The following is a 16,302-nucleotide window of genomic DNA, read 5'->3' on the forward strand; positions in this document are numbered from 1 at the left end:
TCACGTCGCGAAGGGCCAGGTCTCCAGCTCGCCGGTGGTCGCACGCTCGCGCCCGCCGAGCGGCTGGAGCGCGGTGGTCTCGTCGAGCCACAGGAAGGCGTCGTAGCGTCGCCCCAGCACCGTCGGCACGTAGTTGCCGACGCGCTCGGCCTCGGGCCGGTAGACCACCCCGATCGCCCGGTGCCCGCGCTCCTGCGACAGCCACGCGGGCAGCTCCGGCGGTGGGACGAAGAGGGCCGAGGCGCCCCCGAGCGAGTCGTGGAGCAGGTCCTCGATGCTGCCCCGGCGAGCGGGCGGCACGCTCATCGCCTCCATCGGCGCCCCCCACCACCGCCCGGCCACGACGCTGCCCCGGTGGCTGCCGAAGCCGACCAGGACGGTGTCGGACTCGCCGTACCGCTCGCGGACGAGCCGCCCGACGTTGGTCATGCCGGCCTCGGCCATGTCGGTGAAGCGGGCGTCCCCGACGTGGGTGTTGTGCTCCCACACCACCGCCTTCGCCGCCCGCCCACCGTGGCGGCTGCCGCGGTGCGCGAGCAGCCGGTCGAGGGTGTCGGCCATGTGCCTGTCCCGGACGTTCCACGACTCCGGGCCACCGCCCACCATGGCGCGGTAGTAGGCCTCGGCGCCGATCACCGCGCGGGCGTTCTGCTCGGCGAAGAAGCGGGCGTCGGCATCCACGAGGTGGTCCCCGTCGTCGGCGTGGCGCTCCAGCAGGTCGGTGAGCAGCTCGACGACCTCCACCTCGCAGCCGGTCGGCACGATGCGGGTGGAGCGGGCGTACGCCTGCGGGTCCTCGGCGTACGGCTCGAAGCACTCCACCGCCTGCAGGGCTGCGTCCAGGTCGTCGGGGTACCGCTCGCGGAGGTGGTCGAGGACCGCGCGCAGCGACTCCCAGAGGCTGTAGACGTCGAGGCCGTGGAAGCCCACCCGCTGCTCCGGCTCGCGCTCGAGGTTGTGGGACCGCAGCCACCGCGTGAAGCCGGCCACCTCCTCGTTGGCCCACATCCACGTCGGCCAGCGCTCGAACCGCTCCAGCGCCGCACGCGGGTCGTCGGGCGCGGCCGGCGAGCCGACGACCGAGCAGTGCACCCGGTGGCAGTCGGGCCAGTCGCCCTCGACCCCGACGAGGTCGAACCCGTGCTCCTCGACCAGCCGGCGGGTGAGGGTGGCGCGCCAGGCGTAGAAGTCGTGGGTGCCGTGCGACGCCTCGCCGATGCACACCACCCGTGCCTCGCCGATCCTCGCCAGCAGGGGGTCCAGGTCGCCCGCCGAGGCCAGGGGCAGGGCCAGGTCACACGGGTCGGCGCCGGCTCGGACGGTCATGGCGGCCTCCTGGGGTCGACGGGCCCTCGCGGTACCCCGGCGGCCCCGGCTCATCACGTCCGGCCGCGCTCGCGCACGGCCGGCGTGGCGGCCACGGCCCTACCTCCCGAGGTTCACCACGACGGTCAGCAGCACCGAGAGCACCACCGAGACCAGGATCATCAGCAGGCAGCCGAAGGCTCCACCCAGGGGTCGGATGCGTACAGGGCTCATGGGGACCTTCCGGGTGGGGGCGGGCTGCTCGGGCCCGGTACCCGGCTCGGTGCCCGCCATGCGTCAGGCGCCCCGGGGGTCGCCTCAGCCGGCGTACGGCTTGGCGTCGACGATCTCCACCTCGAGGTGCTTGCCGTTGGGCGCTGCGTAGGTGACGGTGTCACCCGTCTTGGCGCCGAGGATGGCGGAGCCGAGGGGGGACTGCGGGGAGAACGTGGGGATCGAGTCGTCCTCGATCTCGCGGGCGCCGAGCAGGAAGGTCTCGGTCTCGTCGTCACCGACGAAGCGGTAGGTCACCACCATGCCGGGCTCGACGATGCCGTCGTCGGGCGGGGTCTCGCCCACCTCGGCGCGGCGCAGCATGTCCTCGAGCTGGCGGATGCGGGCCTCCTGCTTGCCCTGCTCGTCCTTGGCCGCGTGATAGCCGCCGTTCTCCTTCAGGTCGCCCTCGTCGCGCGCCGCGCTGATGCGGTCGATGATCTCCTGGCGCTTGGGGCCCTTGAGGTCCGCCAGCTCGGCGGCGAGCTTGTCGTGGGCGTCCTGGGTCAGCCAGATGATCGCTGGGTCGGTCGACTGGGTCATGGGTTCACTCCTGTGGGACAAAAGAAAAAACCCGCCGGCCTCGACGTGCGCTCCGGGAGCGCACGCGGTGGGTTGAGCGGCCCTGCGGGTTGACTTCCGGACCAGTCTAGCAACCGCTGGGTCGCCCGGGGGTCAACGGGGACGGGGCTGGCCGGCGGCGGTGCAGCCGATGCTCTCGATGCTCGTCGCCTCCCTCTCGGTGCGTACGACGAGCTGGTTGCGGCCGTCGGTCGGGGTGAACACCAGCTCGCCGACGGTGGTGTGGTCGGCCGCGTAGGCACGCACCGTGCACGAGGCGTCCACGCCGTCGTCGAGCGACACCCGTACCTCGGCGGTGGTGCGGTGGTCGTCCTCGACGGAGAAGCCGACGAGCTGGCTGCGCACCGGCGGCGTCGCGTGGAACCACGCCGTCCAGGCCAACCAGGCCAGGGCCACCGCGGCGACGCACGCCACCACGACCCACAGCAGGCGGCGGCGCCCCACGGACAGGGTGCCGCCGTACCGGTCGGCGAGCTCGGCCTGCGATGTCATGCCGCCAAGCGTGCCACCCGCACCCCCGCCCCGCCCCACGAAGGGTGTCACCACGGGCGACGTAGCGTGCGACCCATGCAGACACGAACGATCGGAAATGACACCGTCGGCCGCGTCGAGGTGGGCGTCATCGGCCTCGGCCTGATGACCTTCGACCAGACCGGCACCCAGCCGCGCGAGCAGCTCGCCGACACCGTCCGGGCCGCCCTGGACGCCGGCGTGACGCTGTTCGACACCGCCGACGCCTACGGCCCGGGCGACGAGCTCGGCGCCGACGCCCAGGGGGCGAACGAGTCGCTCATCGCCTCCCTGCTCGACGAGCTCGGGGTCCGCGACCGCGTGCTGCTCGCCACCAAGGGCGGGCACGTGCGCACCGAGGGCGGCGGCTGGGCCACCGACAGCTCCGCCGCGCACCTCAAGGGGGCCGTCGACGCCAGCCTGGGCCGCCTCGGCGTGGACCAGATCGCCCTGTGGCAGCACCACCGGCCGGACCCGGCCGTCGACTACGCCGAGGTCATCGGCACGCTCAAGGAGATCGCCGACTCGGGCAAGGTGCGGATGGTCGGTCTCTCCAACGCCGACCCGGCGCAGATCCGTGCCGCCCACGACGTGCTCGGGGACGCGCTGGTCAGCGTGCAGAACCAGTTCTCCCCGGCCTTCCGCAGCAGCCGCCCGGAGATCGACGTGTGCGAGGAGCTGGGCCTGGCCTTCCTCCCGTGGAGCCCGCTCGGCGGACTCTCCGACGCCAAGGAGCTCGCCGAGAAGCACCCGGCCTGCGCCGAGGTCGCCTCGGCCCACGGGGTGAGCGCGCAGCAGGTGGCGCTGGCGTGGGAGATCGCGCAGTCGCCGGTGGTCATCCCGATCCCCGGTGCCAAGCGTCCCGGCTCGGTCACCGACTCGGCCGCCGCGGCCGACCTGGTGCTCGACGCCGACGAGCTCGCCCGGCTGGACCGGGAGTGATCCCCGGGCGGGGTCCGGAGGGGCGACACCTAGACTCGGGGCATGCCTGACCGCCCCTCCGGCCTCCGCCTCATGCACGTCCACGCACACCCCGACGACGAGTCGAGCAAGGGTGCCGCGTCGACCGCGATGTACGTCAAGGAGGGCGTCGACGTCCACGTCGCGACCTGCACCGGAGGCGAGCGCGGCTCGATCCTGAACCCCAAGATGGACCGGCCCGACATCCTCGAGAACATCACCGAGATCCGCCGCCAGGAGATGGAGCGGGCCCGCGACATCCTCGGTGTCCGGCAGGACTGGCTCGGCTTCGTCGACTCGGGCTGGCCGGAGGGCGACCCCCTGCCGCCGCTGCCCGATGGCTGCTTCGCGCTCGTGCCGCTCGAGGAGGCCGCCGAGCCGCTGGTACGCCTGATCAGGTCCTTCCGGCCGCACGTCGTCACGACGTACGACGAGCGCGGGGGCTACCCGCACCCCGACCACGTCAAGTGCCACGAGGTCTCGGTCGCGGCCTTCGAGGCGGCCGGCGACCCCGACCGCTACCCCGACGCCGGCGAGCCGTGGCAGCCGCTCAAGCTCTACTACCACCACGGCTGGAGCTGGGCGAAGACCAAGGCCCTCCACGACGCGATGCTCGCCCACGACCTCGAGTCGCCCTACGGGGAGCGGCTCGCCACCTGGAAGCGGGAGCCGGAGTGGGACGACCGGATCACCACGAGGGTCAGCTGCAGCGACTTCTTCGGCGTCCGCGACCAGGCCCTGCTGGCCCACGCCACCCAGATCGACCCCGACGGCATGTGGTTCGCGATCCCGCGTGAGATCCAGCAGTCGGTGTGGCCGACCGAGGACTACGAGCTCGTCGTCAGCCACGTCGACTCGCCGACCCCGGAGGACGACCTGTTCGCCGGCATCACCGACCCCGCCTGAGAGGCCCCCATGCTCGACCTGCTGATCATCACGCTCACCGACAAGGTCCCCGAGCCCGAGGACGTCAAGGCCGGCTGGACCGCCTTCACCATCTTCCTGCTGCTGGTGCTCGCCGTGGTCGTGCTCGCCTTCAGCCTCGTCAAGCAGCTGCGCAAGGCGCAGGCCGCCAAGGACTCCGGTGTGTACGGCGACGAGCCGGTGACCGACGAGCCGGCGTCCGACGACGTGCCGCCGGTCGACCACCGCGCCGACGACCAGCGCTGATCACACCTCGGCGAGGTCCTCGCCGGCGGGGCGCACCATCTCCTCCGGTGCGACCCGGTGGCGGCCGGCCCACAGGTGGTAGACGACCCCCGGCACCACCAGCCCCGGTCCCGGTCGTCAGCGCCGGGTGACCCGGGCCACCGCGTCCCAGGCGATCCGCTGCTCCTCGCCGTGGTGGTCGCCGCTCTCCACGAGACGGGCCACCCGCTCGGCACGGACGACGTCGACGGCCACGTCGGCCGAGGCGACGTCGGCCAGGACGTCCTCGGCCGTCATCAGCACGGCGGGGTCCTGCGGGCCGCCCGTGCCCTCGGTGAGGTTCGAGGAGTCGTGGGCGACCCACAGCAGCGTGCCGCCGGGTGCGAGCGACCGGACCGCTCCCACGACGGCCCTGCGGCGGTCGTCGGCCGGCACCTGCAGGTACGCCGCCACGACCAGGTCGACCGGCTCGGCCGGTGTCCAGGTCGTCGCGTCCGCGCAGACCCAGTCGATCGCACCGAGGAGCTCCTCCGCCTCGACCACGCGGCGGCCCTTGTCCAGCCCCACCTGCGAGAAGTCGACCGCCGTCACGCGCCAGCCCTGCCTGGCCAGCCAGATCGCGTTGCGCCCCTCCCCGGCCGCGAGGTCGACCGCCCAGCCGGCGGGCAGGGCGGCACACTCGGCGGCCACCAGCCGGTTGGGGCCGGCGGACCACACCAGGTCGGTGGCGGCGTACCGCTCGTCCCACTGCCGCGCGTCCATCAGGTGAGCGCGGCGTAGCGGTCGAGGAGGTGCGCCCAGTCGCCGAAACTGTCACGCAGGTGCGCGGTGCCGGCCGTCCAGCCGCCGTGCTCCAGGGCGACGCGGGAGCCGGCGGGGTCGGCGGTGAACCGCACGTCCAGCGTCGTGGCGAGCCCGGGCGGCAGGGCCAGCGTGAAGGTCTGGGTGAAGCGCTCACCCGGCTCCCAGACGGTCACCTCGCCGATCGGGTGCTCCTCGGCGTCCCGGTGCCGCAGCGCGACCGTGCCACCGACGCGCGGCACCACGCTCATGCCGTCGTAGGTGCCGGGGTCGGGGGTGTACTGCTTGTCCCACCACTCGCCGTACCGGCCGGTGAAGCGGTCGAACGCCTCGGAGGGCTCCACCGCCACCACCACCTCGTGCCGGATCGGCTCGGGCACCTCGGCCGCGTCGGCCGGCTGCGGCTCGTGGAAGCGGAGGGTGTTGCCGAACGGGTCGACGACGCTGACCTCCAGGCCCCACGGCTGGTGCTCGAGGCCGGGCCGCAGCATGTCGTAGTCCTGCGCGCGCAGCTCGTCGAGGAGCGCTCGTGCGTCGGCGACCTGCACCAGCACGGTGCTGCCCGGGGTGGCGTCCCCGTGGTGCCCGGTGAGGTGGAGGCGGACGCCGTCGCGGGAGACCTGCGCGTAGAGCGGCAGCGCCTCCTCGAACCGGTGCTCCCAGTCGAGGGTGAAGCCGAGGTAGTCGAGGTAGAACTCGCGTGCCCTGTCCTCGTCGTAGATCCGCAGCAGCGGCACGGCCTGGAGCAGGTTGTCCATGCGTGGAGACGCTACTCCCCTCGGGCGTCCAGCGGCGGCGGCCGGCTCCGCGGGGCCGCGGCGGTGCGCGGGGGACGTGGCGCGGTTTGCCATGCTTGACCGCATGACCCGCCAGCGCATCGTCGTCGTGGCCGTCACCGTCCTCGTGATCGCGGTGGCCGTCGCCGTCGGGGTCGCCCGGTGGCAGGGCGCCTACGATCCCGGCGAGGACGTCGTCTCGCCGGGCGCCGCCCGCGACCTGGTCGACACCGGGGCCCTGGTGATCGACGTGCGCACGCCCGAGGAGTTCGAGGAGGGCCGCCTCGAGGGCGCCATGAACATCCCGGTCGAGTCCGACGACTTCGACGCGCAGGTCGAGCCGCTGGCCCGCGACGCGACGTACGTCGTCTACTGCGCCTCCGGGCGGCGCGCCGGCATCGCCGCCGACCGGATGGAGGAGCTCGGCTTCACCGACGTCTACAACGCCGGCGGCCTCGAGGACGTCGCCGGCGTCGTGGCTCCGCTGGTCCGGTAGCTCCCGGTCAGCGGCCCGGTGGCCGGCTGACGAACGAGGTCGCGACGCCCGTCGTCGGCAGCAGCGCCGCCTGGAAGGCGTGGTAGACGTCCGGCTTGCCGTCCCAGACCGTGTGCGCCGGTCGCAGGTGCCGGTCCAGCTCGTGGTGCCACGACCCGGCCGGGTCGACGAGGTGGCGGCGTGCGTGGTCCCACCAGCTGCTCTCGAGGTCGGCGTACCCCTCGCCGGGGAACGTCAGGTCGAGCACGTGCGCCGCGGCCACCGCCTCGGCCACGACCCAGTGCATGCGCTCGTGCACGACCGGGCGGCCGTCGAAGTCGACGGTGTAGACGAAGCCCTCGTCGCCGTCGACCGACCAGCCGTCGGCGACGGCCCGGGCGAAGAGGCTGCGCGCGTCCTCCAGCAGCCAGCCGGGTGCCGCCGGACCGAGGGCCAGCTCCAGCTGCACCAGGAGCCGGGCCCACTCGAGCTGGTGGCCGATGGTCACGCCGTACGGCCGGAACGGGTGGGCGGGGTCGTCGCGGTTGTGCTCGAGCATCGGGACACCCGAGGTGTCGAGGTGCTCGGGAAGGCGGAAGTCCAGCGCCGGCGCGATCTCGTGCACCACGCGGGTGGCCACCTCCAGCGCCCGCTGGACCGGCCACCGCTCGCCGGTCGCATCGGCGGCGGCGAGCATCGCCTCGACCAGGTGCATGTTCGCGTTGGCGCCGAGGTAGGGCTCCCGCTCGGCGAGGGCGCGGTCGAGCACGTCGGCGTACAGGCCCGTGGCGTCGTCGTGGAAGTGGCTCTCGATCACGTCCAGCGCCTCCTCCAGCACCGCCCGGGCCCGCTCCTGACCGGCCACGAGCGCCGCGGAGGCGGCCAGCACGACGAACGCGTGGGCGTAGGCCTGCTTGGTGTCGTCGACCGGCCCCCGGGGGCCGAAGGAGGCGAACCAGCCGCCGTGCTCGTCGTCGTGCAGCGGCCCGGTCAGCGCGTCCAGCCCGTGCTCGACCAGCTCCCGGGTGTCGATGCCCTCGTGCAGCGCCGAGATCGCGAGGACGTAGGTCATCCGGCAGGTGATCCACAGCTCGACCGGTCGGTCGACCACGAGCCGGCAGCCGCGGTCGAGCCAGCCGAACCCGCCCAGCGGGTGCCGGGAGCCGGCAGCCACCGCCCGCAGGGATCGTCGATGCTCGGCCAGCCAGGTCTCCTCGGGTGCGCCCACGTGGCCATCCAACCCGATGCCGTCCGTGCCCTGTGCCACCCTGGGCGCCGTGTGGATCCCCCAGGTGCACCGGCAGGTGGGTCGCTTCTACGACGGCGGCGTCCCGGCGCGCGGGGCGGAGCCCGGCGAGCCTCCCTCCCGCGGACGGGCGCCGCGCATCGTCCTGGAGCGGCACACCGACACCGGGCTCGAGTCGTTCGGCATGCAGCGACGCATCGCCTACGACGACCGGCGCCTCGGGGAGCTGCTGGTGCCGGCCGACCCCGACGTGTTCCGCACCGACCTGACCTCCGTGCCCGCCCTCCTCACCTGGCTGGTGCCCAAGACCGGTGCGCACCTGCCCGCCGCGCTCCTGCACGACGGGCTCGTGCGGGACCCGGAGGAGCCGGCGTCCTACGTCTCGACGCAGGGCCGCCGGGTCGACCGGGTGGAGGCCGACCGGGTCTTCCGCGACGCGATGGCCGACACCGGCACCGGCGTCGTGCGCCGCTGGCTCGTGTGGTCGGCGGTCACGGTCGCGACGCTGGTGCTCGGCCGGGGGCTGGCGTGGTCGGGCGCACGCACGTGGCGCTACCGCGCGGCGGTCGCCCTCACCGTCGGCGTGGTGGTCGTGCTGGGCATCAGCGCCGTCGCCGACCTCTTCGACGCCTCCTGGCCGCTGACGTTCGAGGTGCCGTGGATGGGCGAGCGGCCGTGGCGGGTCGAGCTCGCCGGAGGATTCGCCGGGGCGGTCACGATCCCGCTGCTCCTGGGCCTGGCCTGGGGACGCTTCCGGGCGGCCGGCGCCATCGTCGGGGTGCTGCTCGCCGTCCTGCTGCCGGTCACCCTCGCGCTGGCGGTGGTCGCGGGCACCTACGTCGTGATCGAGGTGCTGGCCACCCGGTGGCCGGCCCTGGCGGCCGGCCTCGGCGCGGCGGTGGTGGCCGGGTCGGTCACGGTGATGGCGGTGCTGCTGCTCTGAGAGGGGTGCGGGGTCTCTGCGCCCGCGACGGGCACCCGCGGTCAGCGCAGCGAGTACGTCGCCAGCGAGACGCCGACGTAGTGCGAGACGAAGGCCAGGATCGTGAAGGTGTGGAACACCTCGTGGAACCCGAACCACCGGGGCGAGGGGTCGGGGAACTTCGTCCCGTAGACCACGCCACCGAGCGTGTACAGGGCCCCGCCCACGCAGATGAGCGCGATGACGGCCGTCCCCATGCCGGCGCCGAGCTGCTGGGCGCCCTCGACGAAGTCGCCGAAGAAGAACACCGGAGCCCAGCCCAGGGCGACGTAGACCGGCACCGAGAGCCACCGCGGGGCACCGCCCCACAGCACCTTGAGGACGACGCCGCCGATCGCCCCGCCCCACGAGATGGCGAGCATGGTCCAGCGGTCGGACCCGTCGAGCAGGAGCAGCGCGAACGGCGTGAGCGTGCCGGCGATGAGGACGAAGATGTTGGAGTGGTCGAAGCGGCGGAGCACCTCCTGCGCCGTCGGTGACCACGAGCCACGGTGGTAGACCGCGGAGACGGTGAACAGCACCAGGGCCGACAGGGCGAAGACGGCCGACCCGACCCGGGTGGTCGCGTCGGGGGACAGCACGACCAGCACGATGCCGGCGGCCAGCGCGAGCGGGGCGATTCCCGCGTGCAGCCAGCCGCGCAGGCGGGGCTTGATCTCGGCGAGTGCGTCGTTGATCGCTCCCGTGGCGTCGTCGACGCGCCCGTGGACATCGTCCATTCGGTGGCGCAACGAGTCGTTCATGGTGGGCAACGGTACGTGAGCGGGCCCAGTGCGTCAGGGTTTCGCGAGCGATGTCATAGGTGGGCCCTCGCGAAGCGACCGAGGCAAGGCTCCGCTTCATCTACCATCGGGGGGTGGCGAACTGGAAGGACGCGGTGCGACGGGTGCTCTACCCGGCCTACGAGGCCCGCGTCGCACGGCGGCTCCCCGCCGACCGGCTCCCCAAGCACGTCGGCGTCATGCTCGACGGCAACCGCCGCTGGGCGAAGGCGGTCGGGGCCGACACCGCGCACGGCCACCGGGCGGGTGCGGCCAACATCGAGCCGCTGCTCGGCTGGTGTGAGGAGACGGGCATCGAGGTGGTCACGCTGTGGCTGCTCTCCACCGACAACCTCAACCGGCCGGCCGACGAGGTGGAGTCGCTGCTCGGCATCATCGAGGAGGCGGTCGACTCCCTCGCCGACGAGCGTCGCTGGCGGCTGCACCCCGTGGGCGCCCTCGACCTGCTGCCCGCGCACACCGCGCGCCGTCTCAAGGAGGCCGAGGCGGCCACCGCCGACGTCGACGGCATCCTGGTCAACATCGCCGTCGGGTACGGCGGCCGCCGCGAGATCGCCGACGCCGTGCGCTCCCTGCTCGCCGAGCACTCCGAGAAGGGCACCACCCTGGAGGAGCTCGCCGCGACCCTCGACGTCGAGCACATCTCCGAGCACCTCTACACCAGGGGCCAGCCCGACCCCGACCTGGTGATCCGCACCTCCGGCGAGCAGCGACTCGGCGGGTTCCTGCTGTGGCAGTCGGCCAAGAGCGAGTTCTACTTCTGCGAGGCCTACTGGCCCGACTTCCGGCGGGTCGACTTCCTGCGGGCCGTGCGCGCGTACGCCAACCGCGAGCGCCGCTTCGGCGGCTGAGCCCAGCCCCCGACCGTCACCGTCCGGTCACCTCGCGTTCGGGCGTGTCGCCCGATCCGGGCCGCGCCGCGGCGTACGTTCGGCTCCATCGGCGAGTGGGGAAGCTCGCCGCATCGGGAGGCCCGTTCGTGAACGCTCACGACCACGCAGGACGCCACTGGGGGCTGCTGCCCGCACGCGTCCGGGGGAGCCGGCACTCCGGCTCTCGGGTCACCTCCTCCAGCGCACCATCGCGAGGCTCCCGGTCCGCCAGTGTGAACTAGGGCCGGGCGAGGAGTGTGCGCGCCGGCCCGTGAGGGTGAGTAGTCGTGGCAGGCACCAAGCAGGTCCAGAGCGGTCGCACGTACGTCCTCGACACCAGCGTGCTGCTGGCCGATCCCGGCGCGATGCGCCGCTTCGCCGAGCACGAGGTGGTGCTCCCCGTGGTCGTGATCACCGAGCTGGAGGGGAAGCGGCACCACCCCGAGCTCGGCTTCTTCGCCCGCAGCGCCCTCCGCGCGCTCGACGAGCTGCGCATCCTGCACGGCCGGCTCGACGAGCCGGTGCCGGTGGGGGACGAGGGCGGCACCCTGCGGGTCGAGCTGAACCACACCGACCCCCAGGCGCTGCCGTCGGGCTTCCGCCTCGGCGACAACGACACCCGGATCCTCGCGGTGGCCAAGAACCTCGCCGACGAGGGCCACGCCGTCACCCTGGTCTCCAAGGACCTCCCGCTGCGCATCAAGGCCTCCGCCGTCGGCCTCGACGCCGAGGAGTACCGTGCCGAGGCCATCAGCGACTCCGACACCGGCTACACCGGCATGGCCGAGCTGGATGTCACCTCGCCGGTCCTCGACGAGCTGTACGACGACGGCGCGGTCGACCTCGACGAGGCGCGCGACCTGCCCTGCCACAACGGGCTGGTGCTGGTCTCCGACCGCGGCACCGCCCTGGGCCGGGTGGGCGCGGACAAGCGGGTGCACCTGGTGCGCGGTGACCGGGAGGCCTTCGGCATCCACGGCCGCAGCGCCGAGCAGCGCATCGCCCTGGAGATGCTGCTCGACCCCGACGTCGGCATCGTCTCGCTCGGTGGCCGGGCCGGCACGGGGAAGTCCGCGATGGCGCTGTGCGCCGGGCTGGAGGCGGTGATGGAGCGCGGCCAGCACAAGAAGGTCGTGGTGTTCCGCCCCCTCTTCGCCGTGGGCGGCCAGGAGCTCGGCTACCTGCCCGGCTCGGAGAACGAGAAGATGTCGCCGTGGGCCCAGGCCGTCTTCGACACCCTCGGCGCGATGGCCGGCAAGGACGTCATCGACGAGGTGCTGGCCCGCGGCATGCTCGAGGTGCTGCCGCTGACCCACATCCGCGGCCGCTCGCTGCACGACTCCTTCGTCATCGTCGACGAGGCCCAGTCGCTGGAGCGCAACGTGCTGCTCACCGTGCTGTCGCGCATCGGGGCCAACTCCAAGGTGGTCCTCACCCACGACGTCGCGCAGCGCGACAACCTGAGGGTGGGGCGCCACGACGGCGTGGTGGCGGTCATCGAGAAGCTCAAGGGGCACCCGCTCTTCGCCCACGTCACGCTGACCCGCTCCGAGCGGTCGCCGATCGCCGCCCTCGTGACCGAGATGCTGGAGAACGTGACCCTGTGAGATGAACCTGTGACATGACCCTGTGACGTGAGGCTGACGGGGCCGGTGTGACCGGTGCGACGGCGGGGACCGGATCCCTGGATCCGGGCTCCGCCGTCGTTTTGCCACGCCTGCGCGACTCGTGCAGGGTGGCTGGTGGCCGTTCCGCGACGGTTCCCCCTCCCGTCGGTCCTGACGGGCCGCGGTCCGGGCCCCCGCATGTGTCGTCTACCCCTGTGAGAGTCGTGTCCTCCACGAAGTACGTTCCCCAGCACTGCGCGCCCCGCGCCACCGCCCAGAACGCGCGTCGGCGCGTCAAGCGCACCTCAGCCGCCCTGTCGGGCGCCGCCGTGGTGGTGACCGGCATCAGTGTCGCCGGCGGTGTCCTGGCCGACGAGCCCGCGGCCTCCCAGACGTCGCCCGGACTGTGGGGGGCGGCGACGGCCGAGGTCTCCGAGGAGCGGCTCCGCGAACGGGCCGCCACGACGCCGGTGTCGCGCTCGGACCGCCGCACGGCCACCGACCCGGCCAAGAAGGCGGCGCTGTCGCGTGGCCGGGGCCTCGCGACCACGCGCACCGAGAGCCTCGACGACGCCGACCCCCGGCAGATCGGCCGGGCCCTGCTCGCCGAGCACGGCTTCGCCGACTCGCAGTTCTCCTGCCTCGACGCGCTCTACGTCAGCGAGAGCAACTGGCGCATCGACGCCGACAACCCCACCTCCTCGGCGTACGGCATCCCGCAGGCGCTCACCGCCACCCACGACCTGCCCGCCGACTACCAGACGTCCGCGGAGTCGCAGATCCGCTGGGGGCTGGGCTACATCGCCGACCGCTACGGCACCCCGTGCAACGCGTGGGGCTTCAAGCAGGGCAACGGCTGGTACTGACCCCGGCTGCGAGCAGGTGCCTGCTCGCCCCGGCGGCGACGAGGGGTCAGCGCGCCTCGAAGATGCCGACGTGGCCGGCGTACTCCCGGGAGCCGTCGAAGTGCGGCAGCCGGCCCTCGAGGCCCTCGCCGAACGTGTCGAGGTAGGCCTGGGCACCCGCGTGGTCGGCGAAGACCGCACGGGTCTCCAGGTCCTGGCGGCGCACGTCGGTGAACCGGGAGGCCAGCGAGGCTGCTCCGTTCTCGCTGGAGAAGGGCAGGGGCGCCCGAGGGGCGCCGGCGGCCTCGCGGAGGTCGGCGAGGTGCTCGTCGCCGTTGGTGACGGCCACCAGCGTGCCGCCGGGCCGCAGCACCCGCCGGATCTCCGCGAGCCCGCGGTCGAGGTCGGGCACGTGGTAGAGCATCCAGCCGGCGTAGACGACGTCGAAGGAGCCGTCGCCGAAGGGGAGGTACTGGATGTCGGCCTGCCGGGCGTCGATGCCGCGGCCCGCCGTCAGCTCGACGAAGCGTGGCGTGAAGTCGACGGCCACCAGCCGGACGCCCGGCAGGGCGGCGATGCGCTCGGCCATCGCTCCGGTGCCGCAGCCGACCTCCAGCACGTCGGCGGTGCCGCCCGGCAGTGCGCGCTCGACCGCCGCGAGCGCCTCGGAGACCGGGTCGCGCCCGTCGGCCGACGGCTGCCAGACGGCGGTGCGGGTCGCCAGCCGCGTCTCATCGGCGTACTGCTCGCGGACGTGGTCGGGGTCGTCGACCCTCACGGGTGCGTCATCCGCTCCACGTCGAGGGCCTCGTCGAGCTGCTCCTCGGTGAGCTCGCCGCGCTCGAGGTAGCCCATCGCCAGCACCGTCTCGCGGATGGTCGACCCGTCGGCGAGCGCCTGCTTGGCGATCTTGGCGGCGGCCTCGTAGCCGATGAGCTTGTTCAGCGGCGTGACGACCGACGGCGACGACTCGGCGTAGGTGCGCATCCGCTCGGCGTCGGCGGTGATGCCGTCGACGCAGCGCTCGGCCAGCAGGGTCGAGGCGGTGCCGAGGATGCGGACCGACTCCAGCAGGTTGCGGGCGAGCACGGGCATCATCACGTTGAGCTCGAAGTTGCCGGACGCCCCGGCCCAGGCCACCGTCGCGTCGTTGCCGACCACCTGCGCGCAGACCATCAGCGTCGCCTCCGGCAGCACCGGGTTGACCTTGCCGGGCATGATGCTCGACCCCGGCTGGAGGTCGGGAAGGTGGATCTCGGCGAGCCCGGTGGTCGGGCCCGACGACATCCAGCGCAGGTCGTTGCAGATCTTCGTCAGGCCCACCGCGATGGTGCGCAGCACGCCGCTCAGCTCGACCAGGGAGTCACGCGAGCCCTGCGCCTCGAAGTGGTTGCGCGCCTCGGTGAAGGGCTCGCCGGTGTCGGCGGCCAGCGCCTCGATGACCGCGGCGGCGAAGCCGGGCGGCGTGTTGATGCCGGTGCCGACCGCCGTGCCGCCGAGGGGGAGCTCCCGCACGCGGGGGAGGACGGCGTCGAGCCGCTCCCGGGCGTAGGCCAGCGTCGCGGCGTACCCGCCGAGCTCCTGTCCGAGCATCACCGGCGTGGCGTCCATCAGGTGGGTGCGGCCGGACTTCACCAGGCCGGCGAACTCCTCGGCCTTGGCGACCAGCGAGCGCTCGAGCGTCTCGAGGGCGGGCACCAGGCCGTCGCGCACCGACAGCGCGGCGGCGACGTGGATCGCGGTGGGGAACGTGTCGTTGGACGACTGGGAGGCGTTGACGTGGTCGTTGGGGTGGACCTCGGTGCCGGCGACGCCGGCGAGGGAGGAGAGCACCTCGTTCATGTTCATGTTGGTGCTGGTGCCCGACCCGGTCTGGAAGACGTCGAGGGGGAACTCGCCGTCGTGGTCGCCGGCCACCACCTCCGCGGCCGCCTCGGCGATCGCCTCCGCGCGCTCGGTGCCGATCACGCCGAGATCGGCATTGACGGTCGCGGCCGCGGCCTTGACCCGGGCCAGCGCATGGATCAGCGCCGGCTCCTGGGTGGTGCCGCTGATGGGGAAGTTCTCCACGGCCCGCTGGGTCTGGGCCCGCCACAGGGCGGAGGCAGGCACCCTCACGTCGCCCATGCTGTCGTGCTCGATGCGGTAGTCGTCGTCGCTCATGGGCCGACCGTACCCTTGACAGATAGGTAACAGAACAGTTACCAATAGTTCGTGGACGTCTTCGCCGCGCTGGCCGACCCGGTACGCCGCGACCTGCTCGGCCGGCTCGCCCAGGGCTCGGCCCGCGTGGTCGACCTCGCGGCGCACCACGACATCACCCGGCCGGCCATCAGCCGGCACCTCCGGGTGCTCGGGGAGGCGGGGCTCGTCGCCGCCGAGGACCGCGGGCGCGAGCGCCACTACCGCCTGGAGCGGGCCGGCCTGACGCCGGTCGCCGACTGGCTCGCGGGCCTCGCGCCGGCCCCCCGCTTCACCGCGTCCGACCTCGACGGCCTCGACCTCGAGGTGCGGCGCACCGTACGTGAACGCTCCACGACCCCCACCACCACCGCGTCGACGACCCCCACCGAGGAGACAGCATGACCACCGCGAGCCCGACCGGCCGGCACCAGCGACGGGGCGACGCGCCGTACCTCGTCTTCGAGCGCACCTTTCCCGCGCCCGCCGACGACGTCTGGGCCGCCATCACCGAGCCGGGACGTCTGGAGCGCTGGATCGGCACCTGGACGGGCGACCCCACCTCCGGCACGGTCGCGTTCCGGATGACCGCCGAGGGCGACGACGTGCCCGAGGAGACGGTCTGGATCGACGAGTGCGTGCGGCCCACGCGCCTGGTGATGCGCTCGGTCACTCCCGACGACCCTGCGGGGCTGTGGCGCTGGGAGGTCACGCTGGCCGAGTCCGGCGGCGTGACGACGCTGACCTTCGCCCAGGAGGTCACCGACCCCGGGATCGCCGAGAGCGTGGGCCCCGGCTGGGACTACTACCTCGACCGTCTCGTCGCGGCGGAGACGGGGGGCGGCGTGGCGGGCATCGACTTCGAGGACTACTACCCGGCGTTCGCCGCGCACTACCGCGGCGAGCTCTCCTGACGCGCGACGTAGAGCCAGTAGGTCTCCTCGCGGCCCTGCAGG

Annotated in this window: 19 protein-coding genes; 10 read left to right on the top strand and 9 right to left on the bottom strand. The window is 73.2% G+C overall.

Annotated features, from left to right (window positions below; genetic code table 11):
• The 3 genes from QZX64_RS03270 to QZX64_RS03280 all read right to left on the bottom strand — a co-directional run bounded on the left by QZX64_RS03270 (nt 1) and on the right by QZX64_RS03280 (nt 2,652).
• On the bottom strand, nt 1-1,326 hold the full coding sequence (locus QZX64_RS03270; protein WP_295656934.1) for an erythromycin esterase family protein: 1,326 nt from the start codon (nt 1,324-1,326) through the stop codon (nt 1-3).
• A gap of 297 nt (nt 1,327-1,623) precedes the next feature.
• A complete protein-coding gene (gene greA, locus QZX64_RS03275) occupies nt 1,624-2,121 on the bottom strand; it encodes a transcription elongation factor GreA (RefSeq protein ID WP_295656935.1) in 498 nt (165 codons plus the stop codon).
• A gap of 132 nt (nt 2,122-2,253) precedes the next feature.
• Entirely contained in the window at nt 2,254-2,652 is a 399-nt protein-coding gene (locus QZX64_RS03280) for a DUF4307 domain-containing protein (protein WP_295656936.1), read from the bottom strand.
• Nucleotides 2,653-2,727: 75 nt separating this feature from the next.
• Here QZX64_RS03280 and QZX64_RS03285 point away from each other — a divergent pair, with 75 nt between their 5' ends.
• The 3 genes from QZX64_RS03285 to QZX64_RS03295 are packed head-to-tail and all read left to right on the top strand — an operon-like array spanning nt 2,728 to nt 4,800.
• Complete coding sequence (locus QZX64_RS03285; protein WP_295656937.1) at nt 2,728-3,612, top strand: aldo/keto reductase; 885 nt, start codon at nt 2,728-2,730, stop codon at nt 3,610-3,612.
• A gap of 42 nt (nt 3,613-3,654) precedes the next feature.
• Nucleotides 3,655-4,536: a mycothiol conjugate amidase Mca gene (gene mca / locus QZX64_RS03290; protein WP_295656938.1), complete on the top strand. Its 882-nt coding sequence runs from the start codon at nt 3,655-3,657 to the stop codon at nt 4,534-4,536.
• Nucleotides 4,537-4,545: 9 nt separating this feature from the next.
• Nucleotides 4,546-4,800, top strand: a complete 255-nt coding sequence (locus QZX64_RS03295) for a hypothetical protein (RefSeq protein WP_295656939.1) — start codon at nt 4,546-4,548, stop codon at nt 4,798-4,800.
• A 117-nt stretch (nt 4,801-4,917) separates the two neighbouring features.
• On the opposite strand, the gene QZX64_RS03300 is transcribed toward QZX64_RS03295, so the two are convergent.
• Both QZX64_RS03300 and QZX64_RS03305 read right to left on the bottom strand, forming a co-directional pair.
• Nucleotides 4,918-5,541: a cyclopropane-fatty-acyl-phospholipid synthase family protein gene (locus tag QZX64_RS03300; RefSeq protein WP_295656941.1), complete on the bottom strand. Its 624-nt coding sequence runs from the start codon at nt 5,539-5,541 to the stop codon at nt 4,918-4,920.
• Nucleotides 5,541-6,338 carry a glyoxalase superfamily protein gene (locus tag QZX64_RS03305; protein WP_295656942.1) on the bottom strand — a complete coding sequence of 266 codons (798 nt, stop codon included), beginning with the start codon at nt 6,336-6,338 and terminating at the stop codon, nt 5,541-5,543. Before QZX64_RS03305 ends, QZX64_RS03300 begins: the two co-directional genes overlap by 1 nt.
• 103 nt (nt 6,339-6,441) lie before the next feature.
• Here QZX64_RS03305 and QZX64_RS03310 point away from each other — a divergent pair, with 103 nt between their 5' ends.
• Complete coding sequence (locus tag QZX64_RS03310) at nt 6,442-6,852, top strand: rhodanese-like domain-containing protein (protein WP_295656943.1); 411 nt, start codon at nt 6,442-6,444, stop codon at nt 6,850-6,852.
• Nucleotides 6,853-6,859: 7 nt separating this feature from the next.
• Here the strand turns inward: QZX64_RS03310 and QZX64_RS03315 are convergent, their stop codons facing one another.
• Entirely contained in the window at nt 6,860-8,059 is a 1,200-nt protein-coding gene (locus QZX64_RS03315; RefSeq protein ID WP_295656944.1) for an AGE family epimerase/isomerase, read from the bottom strand.
• A 49-nt stretch (nt 8,060-8,108) separates the two neighbouring features.
• Between QZX64_RS03315 and QZX64_RS03320 the strand changes: the two genes are divergently transcribed.
• Entirely contained in the window at nt 8,109-9,020 is a 912-nt protein-coding gene (locus tag QZX64_RS03320; RefSeq protein ID WP_295656945.1) for a DUF1353 domain-containing protein, read from the top strand.
• 41 nt (nt 9,021-9,061) lie between these two features.
• Here QZX64_RS03320 and QZX64_RS03325 read toward each other — a convergent pair whose 3' ends face one another.
• Nucleotides 9,062-9,802, bottom strand: a complete 741-nt coding sequence (locus tag QZX64_RS03325; protein ID WP_295656947.1) for a hemolysin III family protein — start codon at nt 9,800-9,802, stop codon at nt 9,062-9,064.
• 113 nt (nt 9,803-9,915) lie between these two features.
• On the opposite strand from QZX64_RS03325, the gene QZX64_RS03330 reads away from it, so the two are divergent.
• From QZX64_RS03330 to QZX64_RS03340, 3 genes are all read left to right on the top strand, one after another.
• Nucleotides 9,916-10,692 (top strand): isoprenyl transferase, encoded by a 777-nt coding sequence (locus QZX64_RS03330; protein WP_295656949.1) that lies wholly within the window; start codon nt 9,916-9,918, stop codon nt 10,690-10,692.
• Nucleotides 10,693-11,000: 308 nt separating this feature from the next.
• The gene (locus tag QZX64_RS03335; RefSeq protein ID WP_295656951.1) at nt 11,001-12,320 is read left to right on the top strand and encodes a PhoH family protein; all 1,320 of its coding nucleotides are present in this window, start codon (nt 11,001-11,003) and stop codon (nt 12,318-12,320) included.
• 224 nt (nt 12,321-12,544) lie between these two features.
• Nucleotides 12,545-13,186, top strand: coding sequence for a lytic transglycosylase domain-containing protein (locus QZX64_RS03340; RefSeq protein WP_295656954.1), 642 nt, complete (start codon nt 12,545-12,547; stop codon nt 13,184-13,186).
• Nucleotides 13,187-13,232: 46 nt separating this feature from the next.
• On the opposite strand, the gene QZX64_RS03345 is transcribed toward QZX64_RS03340, so the two are convergent.
• Nucleotides 13,233-13,943 carry a class I SAM-dependent methyltransferase gene (locus QZX64_RS03345; protein WP_295656955.1) on the bottom strand — a complete coding sequence of 237 codons (711 nt, stop codon included), beginning with the start codon at nt 13,941-13,943 and terminating at the stop codon, nt 13,233-13,235.
• Nucleotides 13,940-15,328 carry an aspartate ammonia-lyase gene (locus QZX64_RS03350; protein ID WP_295656956.1) on the bottom strand — a complete coding sequence of 463 codons (1,389 nt, stop codon included), beginning with the start codon at nt 15,326-15,328 and terminating at the stop codon, nt 13,940-13,942. Before QZX64_RS03350 ends, QZX64_RS03345 begins: the two co-directional genes overlap by 4 nt.
• A 51-nt stretch (nt 15,329-15,379) precedes the next feature.
• Between QZX64_RS03350 and QZX64_RS03355 the strand changes: the two genes are divergently transcribed.
• Nucleotides 15,380-15,751, top strand: a complete 372-nt coding sequence (locus QZX64_RS03355) for a helix-turn-helix transcriptional regulator (protein ID WP_295656957.1) — start codon at nt 15,380-15,382, stop codon at nt 15,749-15,751.
• Nucleotides 15,748-16,260 (top strand): SRPBCC family protein, encoded by a 513-nt coding sequence (locus QZX64_RS03360; protein WP_295656958.1) that lies wholly within the window; start codon nt 15,748-15,750, stop codon nt 16,258-16,260. Before QZX64_RS03355 ends, QZX64_RS03360 begins: the two co-directional genes overlap by 4 nt.
• Nucleotides 16,261-16,302: the final 42 nt, after the last annotated feature.

The organism is uncultured Nocardioides sp., from assembly GCF_902805925.1.
Classification (GTDB): domain Bacteria; phylum Actinomycetota; class Actinomycetes; order Propionibacteriales; family Nocardioidaceae; genus Nocardioides.

Bases quoted from the DNA above. Each gene is read 5' to 3' on its own strand.
- QZX64_RS03350 (WP_295656956.1), bottom strand. From the start codon at position 15,328: ATGAGCGACGACGACTACCGCATCGAGCACGACAGCATGGGCGACGTG.
- QZX64_RS03285 (WP_295656937.1), top strand. From the start codon at position 2,728: ATGCAGACACGAACGATCGGAAATGACACCGTCGGCCGCGTCGAGGTG.
- mca (WP_295656938.1), top strand. From the start codon at position 3,655: ATGCCTGACCGCCCCTCCGGCCTCCGCCTCATGCACGTCCACGCACAC.
- QZX64_RS03300 (WP_295656941.1), bottom strand. From the start codon at position 5,541: ATGGACGCGCGGCAGTGGGACGAGCGGTACGCCGCCACCGACCTGGTG.
- QZX64_RS03280 (WP_295656936.1), bottom strand. From the start codon at position 2,652: ATGACATCGCAGGCCGAGCTCGCCGACCGGTACGGCGGCACCCTGTCC.
- QZX64_RS03295 (WP_295656939.1), top strand. From the start codon at position 4,546: ATGCTCGACCTGCTGATCATCACGCTCACCGACAAGGTCCCCGAGCCC.
- QZX64_RS03305 (WP_295656942.1), bottom strand. From the start codon at position 6,338: ATGGACAACCTGCTCCAGGCCGTGCCGCTGCTGCGGATCTACGACGAG.
- greA (WP_295656935.1), bottom strand. From the start codon at position 2,121: ATGACCCAGTCGACCGACCCAGCGATCATCTGGCTGACCCAGGACGCC.
- QZX64_RS03325 (WP_295656947.1), bottom strand. From the start codon at position 9,802: ATGAACGACTCGTTGCGCCACCGAATGGACGATGTCCACGGGCGCGTC.
- QZX64_RS03270 (WP_295656934.1), bottom strand. From the start codon at position 1,326: ATGACCGTCCGAGCCGGCGCCGACCCGTGTGACCTGGCCCTGCCCCTG.
- QZX64_RS03310 (WP_295656943.1), top strand. From the start codon at position 6,442: ATGACCCGCCAGCGCATCGTCGTCGTGGCCGTCACCGTCCTCGTGATC.
- QZX64_RS03360 (WP_295656958.1), top strand. From the start codon at position 15,748: ATGACCACCGCGAGCCCGACCGGCCGGCACCAGCGACGGGGCGACGCG.